Annotated in this window: 25 protein-coding genes and 1 pseudogene; 6 read left to right on the top strand and 20 right to left on the bottom strand. The window is 38.1% G+C overall.

Annotated elements, in window-relative coordinates; translation table 11 throughout:
- Positions 1-33 precede the first annotated feature (33 nt).
- From SLH51_RS13325 to SLH51_RS13315, 3 genes are all read right to left on the bottom strand, one after another.
- A complete protein-coding gene (locus SLH51_RS13325; RefSeq protein ID WP_335961796.1) occupies positions 34-963 on the bottom strand; it encodes a DMT family transporter in 930 nt (309 codons plus the stop codon).
- A 164-nt stretch (positions 964-1,127) separates the two neighbouring features.
- A complete protein-coding gene (locus tag SLH51_RS13320) occupies positions 1,128-2,732 on the bottom strand; it encodes a copper resistance D family protein (RefSeq protein ID WP_335961795.1) in 1,605 nt (534 codons plus the stop codon).
- The gene (locus tag SLH51_RS13315) at positions 2,732-3,298 is read right to left on the bottom strand and encodes a copper resistance CopC family protein (protein WP_335961794.1); all 567 of its coding nucleotides are present in this window, start codon (positions 3,296-3,298) and stop codon (positions 2,732-2,734) included. Before SLH51_RS13315 ends, SLH51_RS13320 begins: the two co-directional genes overlap by 1 nt.
- 198 nt (positions 3,299-3,496) lie before the next feature.
- On the opposite strand from SLH51_RS13315, the gene SLH51_RS13310 reads away from it, so the two are divergent.
- The gene (locus SLH51_RS13310) at positions 3,497-4,123 is read left to right on the top strand and encodes a TVP38/TMEM64 family protein (protein ID WP_390183917.1); all 627 of its coding nucleotides are present in this window, start codon (positions 3,497-3,499) and stop codon (positions 4,121-4,123) included.
- Positions 4,124-4,302: 179 nt separating this feature from the next.
- Here the strand turns inward: SLH51_RS13310 and SLH51_RS13305 are convergent, their stop codons facing one another.
- The 7 genes from SLH51_RS13305 to acnA all read right to left on the bottom strand — a co-directional run bounded on the left by SLH51_RS13305 (position 4,303) and on the right by acnA (position 9,397).
- Positions 4,303-4,761, bottom strand: a complete 459-nt coding sequence (locus SLH51_RS13305) for a VanZ family protein (protein ID WP_335961792.1) — start codon at positions 4,759-4,761, stop codon at positions 4,303-4,305.
- A 174-nt stretch (positions 4,762-4,935) separates the two neighbouring features.
- Positions 4,936-5,076, bottom strand: a complete 141-nt coding sequence (gene sspN, locus SLH51_RS13300) for a small acid-soluble spore protein N (protein ID WP_335961791.1) — start codon at positions 5,074-5,076, stop codon at positions 4,936-4,938.
- Positions 5,077-5,123: 47 nt separating this feature from the next.
- Positions 5,124-5,264, bottom strand: a complete 141-nt coding sequence (locus tag SLH51_RS13295; RefSeq protein WP_335961790.1) for an FbpB family small basic protein — start codon at positions 5,262-5,264, stop codon at positions 5,124-5,126.
- 56 nt (positions 5,265-5,320) lie between these two features.
- Positions 5,321-6,040, bottom strand: a complete 720-nt coding sequence (locus tag SLH51_RS13290) for a DUF421 domain-containing protein (RefSeq protein WP_335961788.1) — start codon at positions 6,038-6,040, stop codon at positions 5,321-5,323.
- A gap of 105 nt (positions 6,041-6,145) precedes the next feature.
- On the bottom strand, positions 6,146-6,355 hold the full coding sequence (locus SLH51_RS13285; RefSeq protein ID WP_335961787.1) for a DUF1657 domain-containing protein: 210 nt from the start codon (positions 6,353-6,355) through the stop codon (positions 6,146-6,148).
- Positions 6,356-6,367: 12 nt separating this feature from the next.
- Positions 6,368-6,511, bottom strand: a complete 144-nt coding sequence (locus tag SLH51_RS13280; protein WP_335961785.1) for a hypothetical protein — start codon at positions 6,509-6,511, stop codon at positions 6,368-6,370.
- A 174-nt stretch (positions 6,512-6,685) separates the two neighbouring features.
- On the bottom strand, positions 6,686-9,397 hold the full coding sequence (gene acnA, locus SLH51_RS13275) for an aconitate hydratase AcnA (RefSeq protein ID WP_335961783.1): 2,712 nt from the start codon (positions 9,395-9,397) through the stop codon (positions 6,686-6,688).
- A gap of 245 nt (positions 9,398-9,642) precedes the next feature.
- On the opposite strand from acnA, the gene sspO reads away from it, so the two are divergent.
- Positions 9,643-9,780 (top strand): small acid-soluble spore protein O, encoded by a 138-nt coding sequence (gene sspO / locus SLH51_RS13270; RefSeq protein ID WP_335961782.1) that lies wholly within the window; start codon positions 9,643-9,645, stop codon positions 9,778-9,780.
- Positions 9,781-9,969: 189 nt separating this feature from the next.
- On the opposite strand, the gene SLH51_RS13265 is transcribed toward sspO, so the two are convergent.
- Complete coding sequence (locus tag SLH51_RS13265; protein ID WP_335961781.1) at positions 9,970-10,095, bottom strand: hypothetical protein; 126 nt, start codon at positions 10,093-10,095, stop codon at positions 9,970-9,972.
- A gap of 108 nt (positions 10,096-10,203) precedes the next feature.
- Here SLH51_RS13265 and SLH51_RS13260 point away from each other — a divergent pair, with 108 nt between their 5' ends.
- Positions 10,204-10,341 (top strand): small acid-soluble spore protein P, encoded by a 138-nt coding sequence (locus SLH51_RS13260; RefSeq protein WP_335961780.1) that lies wholly within the window; start codon positions 10,204-10,206, stop codon positions 10,339-10,341.
- A 292-nt stretch (positions 10,342-10,633) separates the two neighbouring features.
- Here SLH51_RS13260 and SLH51_RS13255 read toward each other — a convergent pair whose 3' ends face one another.
- From SLH51_RS13255 to SLH51_RS13245, 3 genes and pseudogenes are all read right to left on the bottom strand, one after another.
- The gene (locus SLH51_RS13255; RefSeq protein WP_335961779.1) at positions 10,634-11,122 is read right to left on the bottom strand and encodes an acyl-CoA thioesterase; all 489 of its coding nucleotides are present in this window, start codon (positions 11,120-11,122) and stop codon (positions 10,634-10,636) included.
- Positions 11,119-12,528 carry an L-seryl-tRNA(Sec) selenium transferase gene (selA, locus tag SLH51_RS13250; RefSeq protein WP_335961778.1) on the bottom strand — a complete coding sequence of 470 codons (1,410 nt, stop codon included), beginning with the start codon at positions 12,526-12,528 and terminating at the stop codon, positions 11,119-11,121. The genes SLH51_RS13255 and selA overlap by 4 nt, the downstream gene beginning before the upstream one ends.
- 93 nt (positions 12,529-12,621) lie before the next feature.
- Positions 12,622-12,813 (bottom strand): annotated as a pseudogene (locus SLH51_RS13245) (Rdx family protein); the annotation flags it as partial.
- Between the two features lie 176 nt (positions 12,814-12,989).
- Here SLH51_RS13245 and selD point away from each other — a divergent pair.
- Positions 12,990-14,042, top strand: a complete 1,053-nt coding sequence (selD, locus tag SLH51_RS13240; RefSeq protein WP_390183919.1) for a selenide, water dikinase SelD — start codon at positions 12,990-12,992, stop codon at positions 14,040-14,042.
- 37 nt (positions 14,043-14,079) lie between these two features.
- Here selD and SLH51_RS13235 read toward each other — a convergent pair whose 3' ends face one another.
- The 6 genes from SLH51_RS13235 to selB form a co-directional block, all read right to left on the bottom strand.
- Positions 14,080-14,799, bottom strand: coding sequence for a hypothetical protein (locus SLH51_RS13235; protein WP_335961777.1), 720 nt, complete (start codon positions 14,797-14,799; stop codon positions 14,080-14,082).
- Between the two features lie 389 nt (positions 14,800-15,188).
- Positions 15,189-15,923, bottom strand: coding sequence for a phosphonate ABC transporter ATP-binding protein (gene phnC, locus SLH51_RS13230; protein WP_335961775.1), 735 nt, complete (start codon positions 15,921-15,923; stop codon positions 15,189-15,191).
- An 11-nt stretch (positions 15,924-15,934) separates the two neighbouring features.
- On the bottom strand, positions 15,935-16,696 hold the full coding sequence (phnE, locus tag SLH51_RS13225) for a phosphonate ABC transporter, permease protein PhnE (protein WP_335961774.1): 762 nt from the start codon (positions 16,694-16,696) through the stop codon (positions 15,935-15,937).
- Positions 16,697-16,706: 10 nt separating this feature from the next.
- Positions 16,707-17,657 (bottom strand): phosphate/phosphite/phosphonate ABC transporter substrate-binding protein, encoded by a 951-nt coding sequence (phnD, locus tag SLH51_RS13220; protein WP_335961773.1) that lies wholly within the window; start codon positions 17,655-17,657, stop codon positions 16,707-16,709.
- A gap of 85 nt (positions 17,658-17,742) precedes the next feature.
- On the bottom strand, positions 17,743-18,687 hold the full coding sequence (locus tag SLH51_RS13215; protein WP_335961771.1) for a glycosyltransferase: 945 nt from the start codon (positions 18,685-18,687) through the stop codon (positions 17,743-17,745).
- A gap of 79 nt (positions 18,688-18,766) precedes the next feature.
- Entirely contained in the window at positions 18,767-20,680 is a 1,914-nt protein-coding gene (selB, locus tag SLH51_RS13210) for a selenocysteine-specific translation elongation factor (protein ID WP_335961769.1), read from the bottom strand.
- Between the two features lie 174 nt (positions 20,681-20,854).
- On the opposite strand from selB, the gene SLH51_RS13205 reads away from it, so the two are divergent.
- A complete protein-coding gene (locus tag SLH51_RS13205) occupies positions 20,855-21,166 on the top strand; it encodes a hypothetical protein (RefSeq protein WP_335961768.1) in 312 nt (103 codons plus the stop codon).
- Positions 21,167-21,316: 150 nt separating this feature from the next.
- The gene (locus SLH51_RS13200; RefSeq protein WP_335961767.1) at positions 21,317-21,640 is read left to right on the top strand and encodes a 2Fe-2S iron-sulfur cluster-binding protein; all 324 of its coding nucleotides are present in this window, start codon (positions 21,317-21,319) and stop codon (positions 21,638-21,640) included.
- The last annotated feature ends 115 nt before the right edge of the window (positions 21,641-21,755 follow it).

Here is a 21,755-nt window from a genome sequence, read left to right as displayed (position 1 = left end):
CTTTCTTAAACCCCGTTCTTCATTTTAACATCATTACCCAGTCTTTGCATGTGAGATTGGCTTCTCTTTCTGGCGCCGGACGGCCGTTCCTACATACACACCAGATATGACAAAAAGCGCTCCAATAACAGTAGTTAATGTGAGTGTCTCCCCTAAAAAAACTGTCGCCATAATTACTGCAGAAACCGGCATTACGTTAATAAAAATAGAAGCTTTTGCAGCCCCAATCTTTTGGATGCCATAATAGTAAAGAATAAAACCGATCACTGTGACAAACACACTCATATGTGCAATCGCTAGCCATGCAGGCAATGTGCTTGTAGCGATACTTTGCCAAGGTTTTTCAAATAACGAAAAAGGGAGCAAAAACAGTGTTCCAAATCCTACTGCATAAGTAGTAGAAACAATCGAACTATATTTCCGTAAAACAACACGTCCAATGACACTATATAATGCCCAAGTAATAACAGCTCCAAGTAATACAAAGTCAATTGGCTCAAATTGAAACCGGAAAAAAATCATCAAATTCCCTTCTGTAACGATTGTTACAACACCTGCAAACGCAAGAAGGAGTCCTATTACATTTCGTTTTGAAATCGTTTCTTTTAATAATAAACCAGATAACAACATAATCAGCATCGGGTTAGCTGCAATAAACAAAGAGCTCTTTATAACAGGTGCATGTTTACTAGCTAAAAAGAAGCAAATATTATAGATTGCAACTCCCGTCAGCCCTAACAAAGCAAATAGTACCCAATCTTTTTTCCTTGGTTTTGGGGTGTTTTTTTCAACTAGCCACATAATAGGAAATAACAAAAGCGCCGCTCCAAAAAAACGCAAAAAAGAGATGGTTGCAGGATCAAAGCTTTCAATCGCAACCTTTCCTGCTATAAACGCACTTCCCCAAGTACTTGTAGCAAATGTTAGCATGCCATAAATCATCCATTGCTTTTTTCTCTCCATTTTTTTACCCCTTTTTTATTTTACATTTCACCCTCTTCCTTCGATAAGCAAAATAGTTTTATGTAAAATTGGATAGATTCATATCTATAGAATCATGTGCTGTCAAATTTTATACTTCATTAAGACAAGAATTCTTCATAAAAAAACGAAAGGAGTGCTTACCCTTAATGGCAATACACTCCTTCTTCCATTACGTTCCGTGCATATGTTTCGATCACTCGCCCATCTTCAGCAAGGAAATCAATTGGGTGTTGATCAGCCCAATTATCATTCGTTGAGAATACATTAATAAATGTAGTAGCATGCAATGGGGCAATATAGGAACCACCTTCATAATGAATTTGGACACGCGCCACATTATTCGGTTCTTGTATCATGCCGAATGTGACATATGTGTAACGATAGTTCTCATTATGCCAATTCCCACTTTGTATTCGAAACGTTCGAATTTTTTGCTTTTCATCAACGATTGCTGTCCCACCGATTGTTAACATCGCTGCTGGAAGTCGTTTATAACCGCCTTCAGCTTCAACAATCTTTTCAGCGACTAAGTCCTGCTGATCAACTGAATAAACAACATGGATTTCATTTTGATCTTGTTCCATTAAAAGCAAATCAATCCTTGCATTTGCATGGTAAGTTGCAGAGACCGCCTCTTCTAGAGTTTGGTAAACTGTCTCATCTTGTTCATATCCACCAATCTCAACACTTACCATAAGATTAGTGTAGAGCGTTAAGATACTTATTATAAAAAGAGCCGAAGTTGTCGCTAATTTACCTGATCGTAGTAAGGATCTTGTAGCAACAATAAATAATATTATTGCAATTGCTACTAACAGAACCGTAATTGGTGTAACTGATAAATGAATGGCGCCTATATTAGCTTGTTCACCTATAAACAATTTCATGACAGGAGAGATTGTTTCCGTTTGTAATGTTTGCGCGACTTCATGAGGTGGCGTTTGTTCGGTCATGAATGCTGATATCGTAAACACTAAAAGCGCAATTAGCGACTCAATTCGAAATGATTTAATAAGTCTTGCTTTGTTTTCAAAGTCAACCTTGCTATTGCCAAGAAGAAAGTGGTGAAATCCAAATGCTAATAGTGGCAAAAACAATAAATGTTTCATTACTAACAATTGACCATAGCTCAAAAGCCATGCTTGCACATACTCTGGCACAATTGCCTCCATTAACATGAAACCTGAACCAATAATCATTACAACTGCTATAGCTGCTACAATTGAAAACCAGCGAAAAAAACGACGTGGATCGTTCCAATCATTTGAGAACCATGCAACGACAGAAAGTGTCCCAATCCAGACCGAAACAGCTAGCAAGTGCAGTGAATTCCCAATAAATCCAAACCAGCCAGCTACAGCTGCACCATGACTAGACCAACTTGATAAAAAAATGAGGGCACTCACTATCAAAAAAGCCATCCAGCTCTTTTTTAATTTATCTAAAAAGACGACTAGACCAATTGCAAGCACCAAAGAAATAAGAAACGCTTGCCCAATTGAATATTCAAGAAACACTGTATTAACTGCTTCGGCAACGGGCAGTGAAAATTGATTGTATAGTGTGAAAACAACACTGACAACTGGGATTAATAAAAGAATCGGAATCGTTAGAATGAGCAACTTCAATTGTATTTCCGGGACCTTAAGAGTCGGTCGGGAGTTCTCAGGCATTCGTACAAGTAAAAAGTATCCTATAAGAAGCGCTAAACAAATATATAGCATAACATTTATCAAAGATAGCAACATTAGCGACGCCTCTTAATAAAAAAGCGTAGAAAAACAAACAAAGCTATAGCTGTAATAAGAAGTGGCAAAATAAGCCGACCTGCCGATAATTCTACAGAGCTCTCTTCTTCAAGTTCTGATTGTCCACTGTCGTCTATTACTTGATCTAGTTCAAGTTCAACCTCCGGACTTTCAGGTAATTTAGTTTCCTCTTCTACCCCTTCAATCTCATATTGTAATACAGTAAACAAAAAACTTCCTTTTGTATGATGAGTGTCTTCTCCTAACGCATTCCACTCAACGTGATAAGAACCAGGTACGAGAGGTTCTCTATAATTGACCGTAATTGTCGAACTTTCAACTTCGATATAGTCAGAAGGAACTTCTTGACCTGCCTCATCATAAACAGTTGCTGTACTTACTCCTTCTATGCCAGCATTAAATTGAAGTATAATCTCATCGACTGCCTCAGCTAGTTCTTCTCCATCTTCAGGGGAAGATTCCGAAACATATGAATGGGCTCCTACAGTAACAGGAAATATAGCCAGTAGTCCAACAACAAATAATAACCAGATACTTCCTTTCATTACATCACCTTTTCCTAGTAATCCACTTTGATTAAACTATTTTATCAGATCCAGTCCTATTAGAAAAGAGAATCTAACTATTATAAAGGGACTTTTACTAGTCTCCTCATAATATTTCATGAAAGTGACAAAACAAACTGCCGCAACCATGACAGATATATGAGAGAATGAAAAGCATATCATTCGGAAAGGACGGATTTGATGAGGAAAGGATTTGTTTTACTTGGTTATGTGGCTATAGCCTTTATCATGTACCTTTTTGGAGAGTCTTTGCTTCAATGGATTCGTCAAGGTGGGACAGAATATATGATCGCAACATCGGTACTTGCAACATTTTTTGCATTATTCCCCATTATTCCATATCCGATAATTGGTGGTATTCTCGGAGCAGCATATGGACCGGTTGCTGGAAGTATCGTGACATGGGTTGGTTCCTCTCTTGCATCGATTCTTATGTTTGCTTTCGTACGCTATGGATACCAGGATTGGGGGAAAAAATGGCTATTCCGTTATGATCGACTCGCTAAGATTACAATAATGTTTGAGAGAAATGCTTTTATGACTATTTTTATAACGAGGCTTATACCTGTCATTCCATCAATTATTGTAAATATTTATTCGGCACTAAGTCGTGTTACTTTTTTGCGATATGCGGTTGCTTCTTCATTAGGAAAAGTTCCATCAATGATCTTATTCGCAACGGTAGGGAATACCATTGTAACAAACCCAAGTGATTTACTGTATATCTCATTATTTTATGGAGCATTTATATTAATTGTATACTTATGTTTCCGCTTATTTAATCGATATACAATGAGAAAATAAGGATAAGTGAAAAAGGTGAAAACCGAAGTACACTGAAAAAGTCCATCGAAGAAGCGGCAACGGCTAAGCTCATTTCTTAAAGGCCACTGACAGTGGCCTCAGGAATAGACCTTTTTCCTCTTGTATCCATGGTTTCACACGTTACTTGTTTTTTTTTGCGAAACTCATTCTTAGGACGCTTATGTTTGAAAATAAATAATTCGTTTTTTTGTCCAGTATACACATGAAAAAATTAGCAGTCCAAGTAGTCCACCAAAGGTATTCAAAATGACATCATCAACATTTGAAACACGGTGTGTAAATAAAAATTGACTAACTTCAATTAGAAGAGAGACCGAAAAACTTATGTAGAAAACGAGCGTAAAACGGCGAACTTTTGGCCAAATCGATGGAAGAAGGAAACCAAGTGGGATAAACAAAACAATGTTACCAAGTAAAATACGAATCGGATCTGCGATTGTTGGACTAAAAACAGCAATTCGATATATACTACGAAACGGAATTACATTGTAGTTTCTTCCTCCAGGGCCAGCGGGGCCTAGTGAAGCTCCATAATTCCATGCAAATAAAGTTACATAAAATAAAGCTATTAAATAGCATAAAAGTAAAGACGTTAAAATGAGCTTCTGATGCCTCATTGTTTAACTACCTCCTACGACATCATTCCTCTCCATTATTCCGTCTCTTACTATATATGACAAGCATTTTTCATCGACAACTTTTTCTAACAATTTGAACCCCTTGTCCGACTGGGGTTAGAGCTATAAATGAATTAAGCCCTAGAGTTGAAATACTCCAGGGCAAAGTTCTTATTATCCTTTAGGAGGAATGTAATTAGGTTGTGCATTGCTCTTTTGAGCCATTTTCTTCCCGTTATTCGCATTCGATTTTACAGGCTGCATACCTAAGTGGTCAGGACGAAATTGAGCAAAATGTGACTTTGTGCTTTTCATAAGTAACCCCTCCCTAATACTAGGTTACCTCTAAAAAGCATTCTTATTCACATTTCAGCTTGTTTAACTGATGATCTTTTTTGCTCCCATCTTTCTTCTAACCGATCTAACGCATCTTTATCATTAAGTAATTTCTCTCTGTTTTCTCTAACTAATTCTTCAAATGATAATTTTCTGACTCTTCTCAATAGAAACACTCCTTTTTCTTTTTATCATTATGATACGAAAGAAGTGTTTTTATACCTTAAAGATCCTTTGTTTGTGATTTTGGACTTACGAATATTTGACCAGTTTCATCAATCGTCATAACAAAAATCTCATGCGGATTTCTGAACCCCTGCTTATGAACTTGCTCTCTTAACCAATCAATTGTTCCAAATTTTTTCACATTCGCTTCGATAATATGTCCATCTTCAATTAGTACGGATGGATACCCTTTTGATGGAACATTTCTTTTCATATCATTTAACGTAACACTTTCATAATTTGACTTTTTTATTACACTAATCGAACCGTTCATTTCAAGAATGGCATAATCAATTTCTGATAAATCACTCGCATTATTTAAACGCAAATCCATAAAAAAAGCTTCAAGCGTGATTTTTGCTTTTCTTAATTCTTCATGTAAAATTTGACCATGTCTCATCAAAATTATTGGTTCGTCCTCAATGACACGCCTAAAACGCGGGGCTCGCAAAGCGAAAATCGATAGTAATAAATGCAACCCAGCTGTCATCGCAGCTGCTGAAACTGGTCCTGCAAGAGGAATAGATCCATCAGTTAGAGGTTCTCCTAGAATATCTCCGATGACTACTCCAAAAATAAAATCAAGTGCATCAATCGAACTCATTGAACGTTGTCCTAACACTTTTACAATAAGAAATATATATAAGTACACAATTGTAGCACGTATCATATATCCATATATCGGTAAAGATTCAGCCCCTTGCCAAAAATCAAACAATTTGATTCCTCCATTCTTCAATACATTCCAAAGTTATGGATTCCTGAAAATCTGACCCTAAGGTTAAGTAGGGTCAGACGATTAGTCGAGTACAAAAGAATCAATTTAGTTTGATTGATTAAATTGAGGTTCTTCTTGAAGAACTTGTTGATAACGACCTTCAAGCAAAGTAGTAATATTTTTTTGCTGTGTTGCCAAATTTTCAAACAATTGTTTGGCGTCTTGATTTTCTGTTTCTAGTGAGAACTGTGTTAAACTGGCCTGAACACTTTGTGCTGACGCAATTGCTTGTTGAAGTTGAGTTTGAACAGTCATCCAAAAAACCTCCTAGGAATGCTGGTTACGATTCATTTTTTGCGCCTCTACTTCTGCATAGGAAGAGAATTCTGTATCAGGATGGTTTTCTTTCCCTTGTTTTTTAGCATTATTGTTGCGCTGTGCATTAGCATTGCCTTTTTTTTGTCGTCCCATTTTTTTGACCTCCCTTTCCTTATTTATCAGTTATAGGATGTTCAAGTTTTAAATGTTTATTAGTCCTAAATGAGAAAAATACAGTACGTGAAATTATTAGAATTTGATTGTACCGTTTCAGTAACAACAAAAAAACCTCCATCCACTAAAAAGTGAATGAAGGTTTTTTATTACTTAAGCAAGTTTATTACGAAGTACCATTTGTAAGATTCCACCATGACGGTAGTAATCCATTTCAACTTCACTATCAAAACGAACAAGAACTTCAAACTCAGTTTGCTTGCCGTCTGAATCTGTTGCTACTACTTTAACGATTTCGCGTGGCTTCACATCGTTTGTAATCTCAACTGCGAATGATTCTTCTCCAGTTAATCCAAGAGATTCAGCACTATCGCCTTCCTTGAATTGAAGTGGAAGAACACCCATAAGAACAAGGTTGCTACGGTGGATCCGCTCGTAACTTTCGGCAATAACTGTCTTAATACCAAGAAGATTTGTTCCTTTAGCTGCCCAGTCACGTGAGCTTCCCATACCGTAATCTTTACCAGCTAAAATAGCTAGACCTGTACTTTGCTCTTTGTATTTCATTGCAGCATCGTAAATAGCCATTACATCACCAGTTGGCCAGTAAGTTGTATATCCACCTTCTGTACCAGGAGCGATTTGGTTACGGATTCGAATGTTTGCAAATGTACCTCTCATCATAACTTCGTGGTGTCCACGACGTGAACCATATGAGTTAAAGTCTTTTGGCTCAACACCTTTAGAGATAAGGTATTTCCCTGCAGGTGTATCTTTACCAATCGCACCAGCTGGAGAAATATGGTCAGTTGTAACGGAATCACCAAATTTACCGATCACACGTAGGTTTGATAATGGTTTGATATCTTCTGGTTCTGGTGATAGATCTTCAAAGAATGGTGGATTTGCAATGTAGGTAGAATCTTCATTCCACTTGTAAAGCGCATCATCCGTTGTTTCGATCTCATTCCAGCGATCATTGCTATCAAATACACTTGAATATTCACGCGCGAACAGCTCAGGTGTGACAGTATCAGAAACTACTTTCGAGATTTCATCTGCTGTCGGCCAAATATCAGCAAAGTAAACATCTTTTCCATCTTTGTCTTTTCCAAGTGAATCATTTTGTAGGTCAATGTCAACCGTACCTGCAAGGGAATAAGCAACAACAAGTGGCGGTGACGCAAGATAGTTAGCCTTAACTAAAGGATGAATACGCCCCTCAAAGTTACGGTTACCAGAAAGAACAGATGTAACGGTTAAGTCATTTTCTGCAATTGCTTTCTCAATCTCATCTTCAAGTGGTCCAGAGTTTCCGATACATGTTGTACAGCCGTAACCAACTAAGTGGAAACCTAGCTTTTCCAAATATGGAAGAAGTCCAGAATCAGTTAGATAGCCTGTTACAACTTTCGAACCAGGTGCTAACGATGTCTTAACAAATTCAGGCACTTCAAGACCACGCTCGACTGCTTTCTTAGCAACAAGTCCAGCCCCTATCATTACATATGGGTTAGAAGTATTTGTACAACTTGTAATTGCTGCAATAGCAATTGCACCAGTGTTCATTGTCGTTTCGCGACCATCGTTAAATTTAACAGTAACTTCTTTATCAAATTCTGCTTCTGTTTGTCCTAAACCTTGTGTTCCTTGAGGCGCTACAACTGCATCACGGAATGATTTTTGCATACCAGAGAGTGGTACAAGATCTTGAGGACGCTTAGGACCAGAAAGATTTGCTTCAATTTCGCTAAGGTCGACTACTACTGTATCCGTATAAGTCGGATCCTCTGTTTCACCAGCTACATAGAACATCCCATTTGCTCTGCAATACGCTTCCACAAGTTTAATTTGTTCTTCAGAACGACCCGTTAAACGCATGTAGTTTAATGCTTCGACATCAACAGGGAAGAACCCACATGTTGCACCATATTCAGGTGCCATGTTTGAAATCGTTGCACGGTCAGCAAGCGGCATTTCCGCAAGACCTGGTCCGAAGAACTCAACGAACTTTCCAACCACTTTTTTCTCACGTAACACTTGCGTAACTTTTAAAGCGATATCAGTTGCCGTTGTACCAGCTGCTAATGAACCTGTTAACTTCACTCCAATAACTTCTGGAACAGGGAAATAAGATGGTTGTCCTAGCATTCCAGCTTCAGCTTCAATACCACCAACACCCCATCCAAGTACACCAATACCATTGATCATCGTTGTATGGGAATCAGTACCAACTAGTGTATCTGGGAAAGCAACAGTTTCACCATCTTTTTCAACTGCATGCACAACATTTGCAAGGTGTTCAAGATTTACTTGGTGAACGATACCTGTTGCTGGAGGAACTGCTTGATAGTTATCAAATGCTTTTTTTGCCCAGCTAAGGAATTGATAACGCTCTTCGTTGCGTTGGAATTCCAAGTTCATATTGAAGTCAAGTGAATCAAGTGAACCTGCTTTATCGACTTGTACTGAGTGGTCAATAACTAAATCAACCGGAATTTCAGGATTAATTTGATCTGGGTTACCGCCAAGATCTGCCATTGCTTTACGTAATGCAGCTAGATCCACTACAGCCGGAACACCTGTAAAGTCTTGAAGAATTACACGAGATGGTTTAAACGGAACATCGATCTCTTTCAGTTCGCTTGTTCCCCATTTCGCTAAATTTTCTACATGCTCTTCCTTGATTACATAACCATCATATTGACGAAGAACCGATTCTAGTAGAACTTTTACTGAATATGGTAGTTTTGATACATTGCCTAGACCAGCATCCTCAAGTGCTTTTAAAGAGTAATAATTAATGGTCTTTCCATCCAAAGAAAAGGATGATTTTGCTTTGAATACATCATTTTTTGTTGACATATGTATACCCTCCTTCACAAGACTATCATACCTTAAACTGTCAATAATGTCTAAATCAGACCGACTAGCCCGTCGTTTTAGTATAGCAGAAAGCGCTTAAATGATTCGACAAAACAGTCCCTCTTTAGAATAGCAAAACTTGTCTAAAGAATAAATGTTTTTTTAAAATTTATAGTAAGTTTTGTAAAAATATTTACATAATGCAAGTAAAAATAAACAAAAATAAAGAAATGGGAGGTGGTAACATGGCTAAAAAACAAAAACCACATGAAAAAGATAAACGAATTGTACAAGGCGAACAACAATTTCAAGAAGAAATTGCGAATGAACCTCTAACGGAAATGAAAAGACAACACAATAAAAAAACGAAAAAAAGACAATAACTTTGAAAAATAAGGCTGCTGCTGAACCTGCAATTAACATATCTAGACAGATCATAACTCGTTCTTACGGACGTCGAATTCAGGCAGCAGCCTTCGTTTTTCTTACCTCCCAACCATCCACCTCAGCAATGGTAAGCGTGCGTAGGCTTAGCAGAATTAACACATTCTAGCCCTTATCACATGTTTTTTTTAATACAAACATGTTTCCGTGCAAGAATATCCCTCATGCGTATTAATGTTCCCAACTGCTTTTCGATCTTCTTCCACAGCTTTTCGTCCAGCTTGAATATCTTGTTCTTTGCTGGAAATTGGCACATGTACTCCCCCTTGCTCAAGCTCGATTTTAGGTTACGTCAAATATTCTTCATTATTCGTATACTACACTCGTTTCCAGACATACTACATTCGAGGAGGGATGAAAACATGGCAGAACATAACACGTATAAAGATCAGCGTAGAAACGCACCAAAAGGACCCAACCCAGGACAACCTGAGCCAATGAAAGGGTCAAAAAAGGTCAAAAAAGCGAATCATGTCGGTCAAACTGACGGAGAAAGTTAAAACCTACTTCACATTAAAATAAACGGTCAAAAAACCGCTAACTCACGAGGCTATTGAAAAAGATCGAGCTTTTTCAATAGCCTCTAAACAATTATAATGTCTCTATTTCTTTGTTTTGATTTAAAGCCTGCTTATTAGTGGTGTTCTCAATCCGCAAGCGTAAAAAACGTACAGTATAGTACCATTCCACTTTCTCGAGTATCTTTTTTAGGGCAATTTTTCCTTTTCAGTGCCCCGCAAATAATAGGAGTTTCTTTTTCAAGTACAAACCTGTCAATAAAACAGATAGACCTTATTTATTTTGTCTTTCTTTACGTTCTAGCCTTCTTTTTTTCCGTTGTTCAAATCGTTCTTCTGCTCCATTGTAGTGCCATTTTTCCTCTTCCGTTTCTGGTATAACCGGTGGAACAGAAATAGGTTTCCCCTGATCATCAAGAGCTACAAAAGTTAAATAGGAAGTTGCCGTTAACCTCCGCTCTCCAGTAAGTAAGTTTTCCGCCTCCACCTTCACATAAATTTCCATCGAAGTGTTTCTTGTGTACGTAATAAACCCCTCTAAACAAATTGCTTCGCCTGAATTAATTGGAGAAATAAAGTCCAAACTATCACTTGAGGCTGTCACAATCATTTTTCGTGCATGGCGCATTGCGACAATACTAGCAACTTTGTCAATATAGGCCATGACATTTCCTCCAAATATTGTTCCGTGATAATTTGTATCAGGAGGTAGGACTAAATCAGTTAAAAATGCTTTTGACTCTGCTGGTGTTTTCCCATTCATATGATTTTCCCCATTTCTCTTGGAATGTCTTGGAGTCTGCGATGCAAATCCTCAAATTCCTCTTCTTCAATTGTTCTAAAATCAAAGGCAACTTTGTCATCTATAATTCTTGTAATAACCGCTGGTGTACCTTTTCTTAATTCATCGTGAATGTATTGAGCTTTAATATTTTCATTTGCCAATAATAATAATTCTGTCTCAAGCTCCACTTCCGGCATCGTCCCTCCCCCCACTTGAGAAACACCGTTTCTTACTTCTGTATTCCAAAAAGGGGATAGGCTGCTTGTAAATTTATCAATTCGCTTTTGGATATCATCTTTCTTTAAACGAATTGCCTTTAGCGTTGGCAATGTTTCTCGTGCTACCTCTTCATTAACATAGTCCTTTAACGTTGCTTCCAAAGCAGCAAGAGTCATTTTATCAACTCGCAACACACGAGCTAATTGATGTCTTTTCAACTGATCAATCCACTTTTTCTTCCCAGCAATAATTCCTGCTTGTGGACCACCCAGAAGCTTATCCCCACTAAACGTCACAAGATCCGCACCTCTTTGAAGGGCTTCAGTCACCGTAGGTTCCTGTCCAATTCCGTCTTTTTTCAAATCGTAAATCGCTCCACTCCCTAAATCCTCATAAACAAGGATATTATGAGCACAAGCTACCGGCTTTATTTCAGCGATACTAACATCTTTTGTGAAACCAATGATTTTAAAATTACTTGTATGTACTTTCATAATCATAGCTGTTTCTTCAGAAATAGCATGTTCGTAATCATATAAATGCGTTTTATTTGTTGTTCCGACTTCTACTAAATGCGCACCACTTTCCTCCATAATCGACGAAACACGAAAGGAACCACCAATTTCTACAAGTTCTCCGCGAGATACAATAACTTCTTTTCCTTTTGCACATGCTTTTAAAACAAGATAAACAGCCGCTGCATTATTATTAACAACCATAGCCGCTTCTGCTCCAGTTATTTGTTTTACTAACTCATCAATTAAATCATGCCGCGATCCCCTTTTCCCTTGCTTTAAATTGTATTCAACATTTGAATAGGAGTAAGCTGTTTCGACAACCTGATTAATTGCTTTTTCACTTAACCTAGCACGTCCGAGGTTCGTATGCAGAACTGTGCCTGTACCATTTATTACTCGTTGTAGGGCAAACGTTGAGTGATGACTAACACGTTCCGATAACCTTGAAAAGATGGAGTCCGTAAATGTTATTGACTGATCACCTTCTATTTCTCCTGTCAAAACGCGCTTGCGGATATCGGCAACCGCCTCTTGTAACCACTCAGTTACCTTGCCCTTTGAAAGCTGTTTATTTTCCAGTAATTGTGTAAATCGCTTATCTTGTTGTAGTTCATGGATTGCTGGTAATTGTCTCAATATATGATTCATATAGGATCCACCCTTCTTCACTAACAAGGGGTCTGACCCCGACATAATAATCACATTCTTGGTCGGGATCAGACCCATTTAAAACACCTTCAATTACTTATTCATTTCTTCCATTTCTTTAATAACTTCTTTTGTATCAGGAAAAGATCCTGTCTTTTTTTTCGAATAAACCAATTTTCCATTAATGGTAACTTCGAACACGCCACCTCCACTAGTGACTAGGTTTACTTCTTTTATTTCCCCACGAAAATGATCGAGAATTTCGTCCGTGAAACTCACGGCTTTTGGTGCATAGTTTCACATCATACAAAATTCAACAGCTACTTTGTATTCCATGCAAATCAATCTCCTTTACATTGTTTTCAACTCTATTGTAGGATAATACGAAGAAGGATGCAAAAAATGTGCAACTAATAGGCACACTAACTGTGTTCCCAAGTAAGATAGAGGAGGTGTCCACTTTGGACAAACAAGAACATATTCGTTTAACTTCGTTTTCAACAAAAGCTGGTTGAGGATGTAAAATTGGTCCAGAAGACCTGGCGCAAGTTTTGCGTCATTTACCAAAACAAACTCACGATCCTAATTTACTCGTTGGTCTTGATACATCTGATGATGCCGGTGCCTATCGTTTAACTGATGATTTAGCAATGATTCAAACAGTCGATTATTTTACACCGGTTGTAGATGATGCCTATATGTTTGGACAAATTGCCGCTGCAAATGCCCTTAGCGATGTCTATGCAATGGGCGGAAAGCCAACAACGGTCATGAACATCGTTGGCTTCCCAATTAAAAAGCTTCCACCAGAAGTACTTGCAGATATTTTGCGCGGGGCAGCAGACAAAACAAAAGAAGCTGGAGCTATTATTGTAGGTGGTCATTCGATAGATGACCAAGAACCAAAGTTCGGTCTATCTGTAACCGGTCTTGCTCACCCAGATCGCATTTTTAAAAATGTCGGTGCAACTCCAGGAGACACATTAGTATTAACAAAGCCAATAGGTGTTGGCATTCTAACTACAGGAATCAAACGTGGCGTTGTAACGACTGAACAAGAAAAAGCGGTAACTGATACAATGGCACTTCTTAACAAGCAAGCGGCAGAACTACTTGACAACTTCCATCCGAATGCTGTTACAGACGTTACAGGATTTGGCCTTCTTGGCCATAGTTATGAAATGGCTAAAGGAAGCGATGTGTCATTTGAACTTAGTGTGAACGCTATACCAATGCTTGATGGTACGAGAGAGCTAGCAGAAAAAGGAATTGTCCCAGGTGGGTCAAAAGCGAATGAGAAGTGGCTAAAAGGTTGCGCTTGTTATGCTGATGACATTACAGATGTTGAAATAAGCATCCTATGTGACGCGATCACATCTGGAGGATTGCTCATTAGCTTACCTGAAGAAGAAGCAACACAATATATTAAAGCAATGCAGAATGCAGGTGCTTTCGCTACGATAATAGGATCTGTTACGAAAAAGCAGGATAAGTCTATTATTGTGAATAGGTAAAAACTGCTCAGGAATGTAAATTCCTGAGCAGTTTTGTCTACTTATATTCGTTGGTTAATTGCGACTCATTCGCCACTGTTTTCACTAGCGCTTTATAACCAGAACGTGTTAAATTGTGATCCTCATCAATATAATTGCTCTTTTTTAACGCTTTGATTGTATTCTCTGTTAAAGTGGTGACAATGGCTGATACTTCCTCATTAAGACTTGCAATTGATGCTGTTTGAATGTTTGCTGATTCAATCGATGCCGCTATTTCCTTTATTGGATCGACTTTTACAAAGTACTTTTTTGTCTCTAAAACGGCATGTTGAAGTTTCCCTTTAACAATCATTAGATCTTGCATAATGTTTGAGCGTTCTGATTCCTTCTCCTTAATCCGTTCACGGTAAGTTTGTCTTTCTAACTCATTTAAATCAGCTTTTGAAAATAACTCTTCCAGCATTTGCGTGCGATCTAAATCGATTTTCTCTAGTTGTTCTTCTTTTTCAAGCAATGTCTTCTCAAAAATTTGCGTAGGTTGATCTTCTACTTCTTTAACGAGTATTTCTTCTTTTTCTTGTTCAAGCTGTGTCGCTGGCTTTAAAGCATTTAGCTTTTTATTTAATACATTAGCGAACCCAACCAAAAATAACACTACAAACAACCTGAAAATAATCTCATTTTGAATAATTGTGTATATAAGAATGATTCCAACTAATGCACCAACGGACATTAGTGCTTTTGATTTCATAAGTTGATTTGCTTTATCTCTCATTGTTTCTTCTCCTCTACATTTCTTGATTATAAAGTGATCAAACGATATTTTATCACACTCTCCCTATGATAAAAGAACTATTTTTTGTTTCGTTTTTGTCCTGAAATTTTCGAAAGCATAAATTTAGCTCCTTAACCTCCTCTTTTGAATCCCATTTCCCCTCTTTTTATTAAATAGTGGACATCATTCTCCTCTTTTAATTCCCTTTCCCCTCTTTTTATTAAATAACAGGCATCATAGATAAATTTGATCAACCAATCCGCTCTTTGTCCAATTAAAGGGGATCTCAACAAGCAAAATCGAGGGTGACTCAAAAGGTCATATTCACCTTTTAAGTCACCCTCGATGCAATAACGAGTTAATCGAAATTATTTTATTGCTAGTTCAAATCATTGATAAATATCTGCAAACATTCGATCGTCAACCTCTTCTGGCTTGCCATCAAAAAGCAATTTCCCGTCACGAAATGCAATAATTCTCGTTGCAAATTCTTTCGCCAAATTTACATCATGTACATTAATAATTGATAATAATTCATGTTCCTCATGGATGCTTTTTAATAGTTCAAAAATCCTTCTTGATGTTGATGGATCCAAGCTTGCTACCGGCTCGTCTCCTAACAACAATTTTGGATCTTGAAGCAAGGCTCTAGCAATTCCCACACGCTGCTTTTGGCCACCACTAAGCGCCTCAACACGTTTGTGTATATGTTTCTCAAGTCCAACTTCCTGAAGCGCTTGTAAGCCACGCTGTTTCTCTTTTTCAGAGAAAAGACCGAGTAGATTCTTATATGGTGGTCGCTTGCCAAATGCACCTGTTAACGTATTTTGAAAAACAGTCATTCTCGGAATCAAATTAAAGTGTTGGAATATCATAACCATGTCTGAGCGTATTCGCCTCATTTTCCCTTCAGAAAGTGTCGTTAAATTCGTCCCATCAAAGGTCACCCGTCCCGATGTAGGTACTTGGAGACGATTTATGGAACGAATAAATGTTGATTTGCCGGCACCGCTTTTTCCAAGTACACAAACAAATTCGCCTTTATGTAACGACAGATTCACATGATCAAGGGCATTTTCACCTGATTTCGGGTAACGTACAACTAAATCTGAAATCATTAGCATTACAGCACCTCCTATATAACTCTAGCGCGTATTCGTCCACCAATAAAGTCAACCATAATCACCATAATCATTATGAGAACAATATCTAGAGCGACAGCTGTATAGTAAAAGCTTTGAAAATGGTTAAATAGCTGTTGCCCAATTCCGCCTCCCCCAATAAATCCTAAAATTAAAGAGGTACGGATCGCTACTTCAAAGCGATAGAAGTATTGAGACAATACATTAGGCCAGATCTGTGGCAAAATCGAAAAGAGATGCCCAACCCATTTTGTTGCACCAACAGATCGCATCGCCTCTTGCGGACCACTATCTGCTGCTTCAATTAGTTCTGAAATTAGCTTTCCAAGAACACCAATATTATGCAAAATGATAGCTAATACGGCAGCAAATGGACCAAGCCCAAATGCTGTGACAAAAATCAACCCGAAAACAATTTCTGGGATGGAACGAAGTGCACTTAATCCACCTCGTACAGACAAATACATTGTCAATGTACCTGATGTATTTTTTGCCGCTAAAAAGCTAAGTGGCAATGCAACAATCAGAGCAAGAAACGTTCCTAAAAAAGCCATTGCCAGTGTAACAAGACTGTGATACGCCATTCTCGGAAAAAGAGACCACTCAACCGGGAGGAAACGAGTGGTCACCATGTCAATTATGTTTCCGATTTGCGTAAGCTTTCTCCATTCGAAATCGGTCATATCCATGCTCCACCATAGTGCAATGATGATGAGAAAGATATAAACGATGTAGCGCCTACGAAACCAAACCATATTTATACTCCTATTCTAATGTAAGCATATCGAATTCACGTGCCGCCTCTAACACATCTGCATATTGACTATCGTCAGCCTCAACAAACTTTGTTGCACCACCGAAAATTCGTAAAATGTCTTCATCTTCAATTTCGTAAAATGCTTCCTGTACTTGTGAAATTAATTCATCGTTCATTTCAGCAGGGACAACCCACGGATATTGATATAGCTCATCTGATTGCCAAATGACTTTTAGATCATCACGAAGGGTACCTCCATTTTTTTCATCTTCTTTCATAAGAGCTTCTAATATTGCACTATCCACTGCTCCAGCATCAACTGTTTGTTCTTGTACAAGTGTTGCCACAATATCATGAGAACCTGCAAATTGAATTTGCTCAAACTCATGATCATCTTGGCTCTCATATACTCCTAACTGACGTAAATTCAGACCTGGAATTAAGTGGCCTGATGTTGAAGAAATGCTAGCGAAAGCAAAATCAACCTCAGCACGGTCTTCAATCATATCTTCTAGGTCTTCCCAATCACTGTCAGCATGCGTAATAATATAGGAAAAGTAATAAGGACTTCCGTCAACTTCCTGTGTAATAATTGCTTGTGCTCCGCTTTGTTCATGAGCGATTAAATAGGTTAACGGCCCTAAGAAAGCAAGGTCAATTTGATTATAATTAATTGCTTCTACAACAGCATTATAGTTCGGGTATTGTTCAACAATCACTTCACGATTCAATCGTTCGGTTAAATGTTCTTCTAATTTATCTAGCCCTGTTTGCATTTCTCCCATTGATTGTGACGGAATCACAGCAATTTCAAAGACACTATCATCTCCTTCTGTAGCTGGAGCTTCCTCTGTCGCTTCATCATTTGTTGGAGATTCTACTATTTCATCAGGTTCATCTGCACCTCCACATGCACTTAACGCAAATGTTAGACCAATTGTTACTATCCATTTCTTCATCTGTTCTCCACCTTCACTTTTAATCATTGCATTGTAAAATTTATCATTTGTCCAAATCGGTTGTAAAGTAATGAGCCTTGAAACACTATGAATAAGCCTTTTTTAAACAGTGGGTATAAACATCTAAATACGATTTCATTTCCTCTTCAAGCGAATGATACTTATTTACATATACTAGTGCTTTTTTCATTAGTTCAGCTTGCTTCTCCTCTGACTGAAGTAACTTCAATACCTTTTCATGAAACTGTACTGGAGAATCAAATAACAGTCCTGTTTCATCATCTTGAATGATGCTTGCATTTCCTGAATTATTCCTTGCTGCAACTAACTTACCTAACGACATGGCCTCAAGGATCGCTGATGGTTGTCCCTCTGAGATAGACGTATTTAATATGATATCAGCTTGCCTATACATTTCTCTCATTTGTTCAAGCGGGACTTCCTCGACGTAATGAAACCATTTATGTTCTTTTTCTCGTTGTTTGACGTCTTTATACACTTCTTGATCAAGAACAGGGCCTACAATCGTAAAAAGTAAATCCGGCCATCTATTTCGCATTTTTGTTAATTCATCCCATAAATAAAATACATCTTTGATCGGCCTTAGACCCGCTGGAAGTAAAAATTTTGGGTAGTTTGTTCCTAGGTTTGTTACTGTAGAACTACTCTTGTGAGAAGGTAGATAGACGCTTTGAGCAATCACGTAAATACGATCATTTAAATCTGGATAAGCCTGAACAATTTTTTCTTTTCCATCATCACTAAATACCGTAATTCCACAAGACTCATCTGCAACAGAATTCATTAACATGGCTGCAGCGGTATTTTTCAAATCTTCGTTTACGTCTGTACCACCAGTCGTTAAGATATAGGGTTTCCGTATTTTGAGATGAGGATACTGTTTGAACCATGCAGCAAATCGTTTTAAATGGAGGGCATGATAAATATCAGCTTTTTCAAAGTACGCCTCCCATTCATCGTTCCAATAATCTTCCTCATAAGCAAAAACACGTACCGTAACTCCCCACATCTTAAATCCCTCTACTAGTCGCTTCGCCGTCGTGGAGTTTCCTCGATTCTGCTTATAATAAGGGGTAAAGAAAAGTATCTTAGGATTTACTACCGAGCCAATCTTCAACTGCTCCCACTCTCCATTTCCGCTCACTTTCTTGTCTAATTGTTAGCCCTAGCTTATCTAACTTTTCTAAAAAGGGAACTAAGTACTTTCTAGACAATCCAGTTGCTATTTTTGCTTCATTTAACGCAAACAGCTCATTGGTTTCTTGTTTTAATTTCAAGACAGCTTGTTTAAAAGGCTCCCGATGAACCGAAAGTTTATCATCAAGTTGAAATAGGATTTCTTGTTGATGGAAATAATGAACCAATTCTTCATGAATAGCTTGTGGAAGCTGCTGTCCATTTAAATGATTTAAAAGGGATGTTACTTGGAGACCTTCTCCTTTTAGTTCCTCTATCACACGATCGACACGTTTCTTCCACTGTTCTGGAGGATGTGGTTTATGGCTAATAAGCGCAACGTACGGTCCATCAATACGAAACCACTCCTCTTTCACCCCTTCTTCTAATAGCCAATCGATGAGTTTTTTCGGGTAGGTTTGTACATAGCTTTGTACGATCTCAGCTTTTTTTATCCCTTCCCTGAGTGGATACGTCCCGTGATATCGTTCAAGCTCTGTTAAAAGTGACTCACGCAGTGAACGAACTACCTTTTCACTTGTTAGTTCCTCTCCTGGCAGTGTGTACACCTGCTCTTTTTGATGCAGCAGGCTGATCAACTCATCATCTGTAATGTTAAGTTCCTTGCTCGCTTCTTTTATTTTCAAGATTTTCTTTTCTAATAAAATGTGTTGTAACCGTTCTGTTGGGGTTGCATTCATTTTCCGCTTAAGCATTTGCACGGTTTCTTCACCAAAGCGATACTTCGTTCCATGTGGATCAATCACTGTTCCACCACCAATCGTTTTCATTGGAGTTGGACGTCGGACTATGAATCGGTCTCCTCTTCTTGTTACAATCGGTTCATCCAACCGAAGTTGGCATACGACGTTTTCATTGCCTTCCACCAATTCATTGCGATCAAAGAAGACAATTTTCCCATACACTTCCGAAGTTCCAATATGTAATTTTATTGCTCCGCGTTGCTTCAAACTAAATTCAAGTTCAGCAACTGTAGAAAGAGCAACATCAATCGTTTCCGACGATTCATAATGGCCACTTGCAACAAGTACATCGCCTCTTTTTATGTCATCTCTTGAAACACCACCTATATTTACTGCAACGCGTTGTCCAGCCCGTCCGTTTTTGCGAGTTTGGTGATGCACCTGTAATTGTCTTGCACGAACGGAAATACGTTTTGGCAAAAGTTCTAACACATCTCCTTCATTTACATGTCCTTCATAAACGGTTCCACGCACAACTGTTCCTTGCCCATGAACCGTAAACACCTGATCAATTGGCAAACGAAAAGCACCACTCGCGTCTCTGCTCGCACGTCCAACTAATCCATTTCTAATTCCCTCTTTTAGTTCATCAATCCCTTTGCCGCTAACACTATCAACAAAAAACAAAGGACTCTCTTCTAGAAAGGTCCCTTCAACCGCTTCTCGAATATCTAGTTCTACTAGTTCCTGCATCTCATCATCAACACGATCTATTTTTGTTACAACAATGATTCCTTGTCCAACACCTAGCAAACGCAATATATCAATATGTTCACGCGTTTGCGGCATTATCCCTTCATCGCAAGCGACTACAACCATTACTAAATCAATTCCTGCAACACCAGCAATCATTTGCCTAATAAAACGTTCATGACCCGGAACATCAATAAGAGATACTTCCATTTCATCACTGAGCTTCAGGGGAGCATATCCTAATTCAATTGAAATATTACGCTCTTTTTCTTCCTTCAATCGATCTGTCTCTATATTTGTCAATGCTTTCGTTAATGTTGTCTTTCCATGATCAATATGACCAGCCATTCCAACCGTATAATGATTCATAAGTCAAATTCCTCTCTACAATTGCCTATTTCTTAACATTTTTTTATCATACTATATCGCCTCTTTCGAAACAAAAGAAAAGATATTTCCCTTTTGTTACTCTCTTTCCTTATTTACATGTTTAAGAAAAAGAAAAACAAGCAATATATGAGTAAAGAGCAAACAAAGGAGACAATGATGAATAAAGATGAAATCTTAAAAAAAATCAATAATGTAAAAAAGAAAAATAAAGGACACGAACGATTCGTCCAACCAAGGCCACCTGAAGAATTCGGTGATGCTGTAGAACTGTCTTTTAATAAAGAAGAACACACATTCCACGCAATCGTGTTTGACCCTGATACAGATGAAGTGTTCTCCAAGAAGGATTTGTCCAATGTAGATGAGACCTATGCATTCATAACAAAAGTATTAGAACCAAAATTGGAAGAACAAAATAAACAAAAAGATTATATTGATTTAGATTTAGGTGAACCAGAAAGGTAATGACTACTTATAACTAGTTCGAATGAGTATATTCAGTACATTATACATTTTGTTTTCAATATGGTAAGGTTTTACACACATAGAGCTCGTTTCTCTTGTAGAGTTTGTTAAGATTGACTATTTATTGATAATAAAGAGGAGGAAATTCAAATGCCAACTATTACTGTAGAGGGAAAAGACTCGTTTCAAATTGAAGGAGGGAAGAAATTAGTACTTGCCCTAGAAGACAATGGTGTAGACATTCTTCACCGTTGTGGAGGAAAAGCAAAATGCACAACCTGTCGCGTCGAAATTCTAGAAGGTGATGCAGGTACGATTGATGAGGCAGAAGCTGCCATTCTTGATGCGAAAGGGTATAGAGACGAGAATATTCGTTTATCCTGTCAAGTTCGTGTACAATCAGATCTAACCGTAAAACCAGTCATGACTGCAACTGAATCTGGTATGGATCCTGGTACAAGGCCTCAGGAGTAAGTCACGCTTTCAACACAATGATCTAACGATTCGCTAAATAGGCTATCTCGACTTTTGAGATAGCCTATTTAGTGTGTGTAGCACCGTAATTATTACCTCTTACCTATTCCCCCCT

Source organism: Halalkalibacter kiskunsagensis, assembly GCF_037027555.1.
GTDB lineage: Bacteria > Bacillota > Bacilli > Bacillales > Bacillaceae_D > Halalkalibacter > Halalkalibacter kiskunsagensis.
The sequence above is the reverse complement of the archived record's forward strand: the minus strand, read 5'-3'. Positions and strand labels throughout refer to the sequence as shown.

Excerpts from the sequence above, each read along its gene's own strand:
- phnE (WP_335961774.1), bottom strand. The coding sequence starts at position 16,696 with ATGGTTTGGTTTCGTAGGCGCTACATCGTTTATATCTTTCTCATCATC.
- SLH51_RS13215 (WP_335961771.1), bottom strand. The coding sequence starts at position 18,687 with ATGTGGGGAGTTACGGTACGTGTTTTTGCTTATGAGGAAGATTATTGG.
- SLH51_RS13315 (WP_335961794.1), bottom strand. The coding sequence starts at position 3,298 with ATGAAAGGAAGTATCTGGTTATTATTTGTTGTTGGACTACTGGCTATA.
- SLH51_RS13255 (WP_335961779.1), bottom strand. The coding sequence starts at position 11,122 with ATGAATGGGAAAACACCAGCAGAGTCAAAAGCATTTTTAACTGATTTA.
- SLH51_RS13305 (WP_335961792.1), bottom strand. The coding sequence starts at position 4,761 with ATGAGGCATCAGAAGCTCATTTTAACGTCTTTACTTTTATGCTATTTA.
- phnD (WP_335961773.1), bottom strand. The coding sequence starts at position 17,657 with ATGAAGAAATGGATAGTAACAATTGGTCTAACATTTGCGTTAAGTGCA.
- acnA (WP_335961783.1), bottom strand. The coding sequence starts at position 9,397 with ATGTCAACAAAAAATGATGTATTCAAAGCAAAATCATCCTTTTCTTTG.
- selA (WP_335961778.1), bottom strand. The coding sequence starts at position 12,528 with ATGAATCATATATTGAGACAATTACCAGCAATCCATGAACTACAACAA.
- SLH51_RS13205 (WP_335961768.1), top strand. The coding sequence starts at position 20,855 with ATGATGAATAAAGATGAAATCTTAAAAAAAATCAATAATGTAAAAAAG.
- phnC (WP_335961775.1), bottom strand. The coding sequence starts at position 15,923 with ATGCTAATGATTTCAGATTTAGTTGTACGTTACCCGAAATCAGGTGAA.
- SLH51_RS13285 (WP_335961787.1), bottom strand. The coding sequence starts at position 6,355 with ATGACTGTTCAAACTCAACTTCAACAAGCAATTGCGTCAGCACAAAGT.
- SLH51_RS13260 (WP_335961780.1), top strand. The coding sequence starts at position 10,204 with ATGGCAGAACATAACACGTATAAAGATCAGCGTAGAAACGCACCAAAA.
- SLH51_RS13235 (WP_335961777.1), bottom strand. The coding sequence starts at position 14,799 with ATGAGAGATAAAGCAAATCAACTTATGAAATCAAAAGCACTAATGTCC.
- SLH51_RS13320 (WP_335961795.1), bottom strand. The coding sequence starts at position 2,732 with ATGTTGCTATCTTTGATAAATGTTATGCTATATATTTGTTTAGCGCTT.
- selB (WP_335961769.1), bottom strand. The coding sequence starts at position 20,680 with ATGAATCATTATACGGTTGGAATGGCTGGTCATATTGATCATGGAAAG.
- sspN (WP_335961791.1), bottom strand. The coding sequence starts at position 5,076 with ATGAAAAGCACAAAGTCACATTTTGCTCAATTTCGTCCTGACCACTTA.
- sspO (WP_335961782.1), top strand. The coding sequence starts at position 9,643 with ATGGCTAAAAAACAAAAACCACATGAAAAAGATAAACGAATTGTACAA.
- SLH51_RS13200 (WP_335961767.1), top strand. The coding sequence starts at position 21,317 with ATGCCAACTATTACTGTAGAGGGAAAAGACTCGTTTCAAATTGAAGGA.
- SLH51_RS13280 (WP_335961785.1), bottom strand. The coding sequence starts at position 6,511 with ATGGGACGACAAAAAAAAGGCAATGCTAATGCACAGCGCAACAATAAT.
- SLH51_RS13325 (WP_335961796.1), bottom strand. The coding sequence starts at position 963 with ATGGAGAGAAAAAAGCAATGGATGATTTATGGCATGCTAACATTTGCT.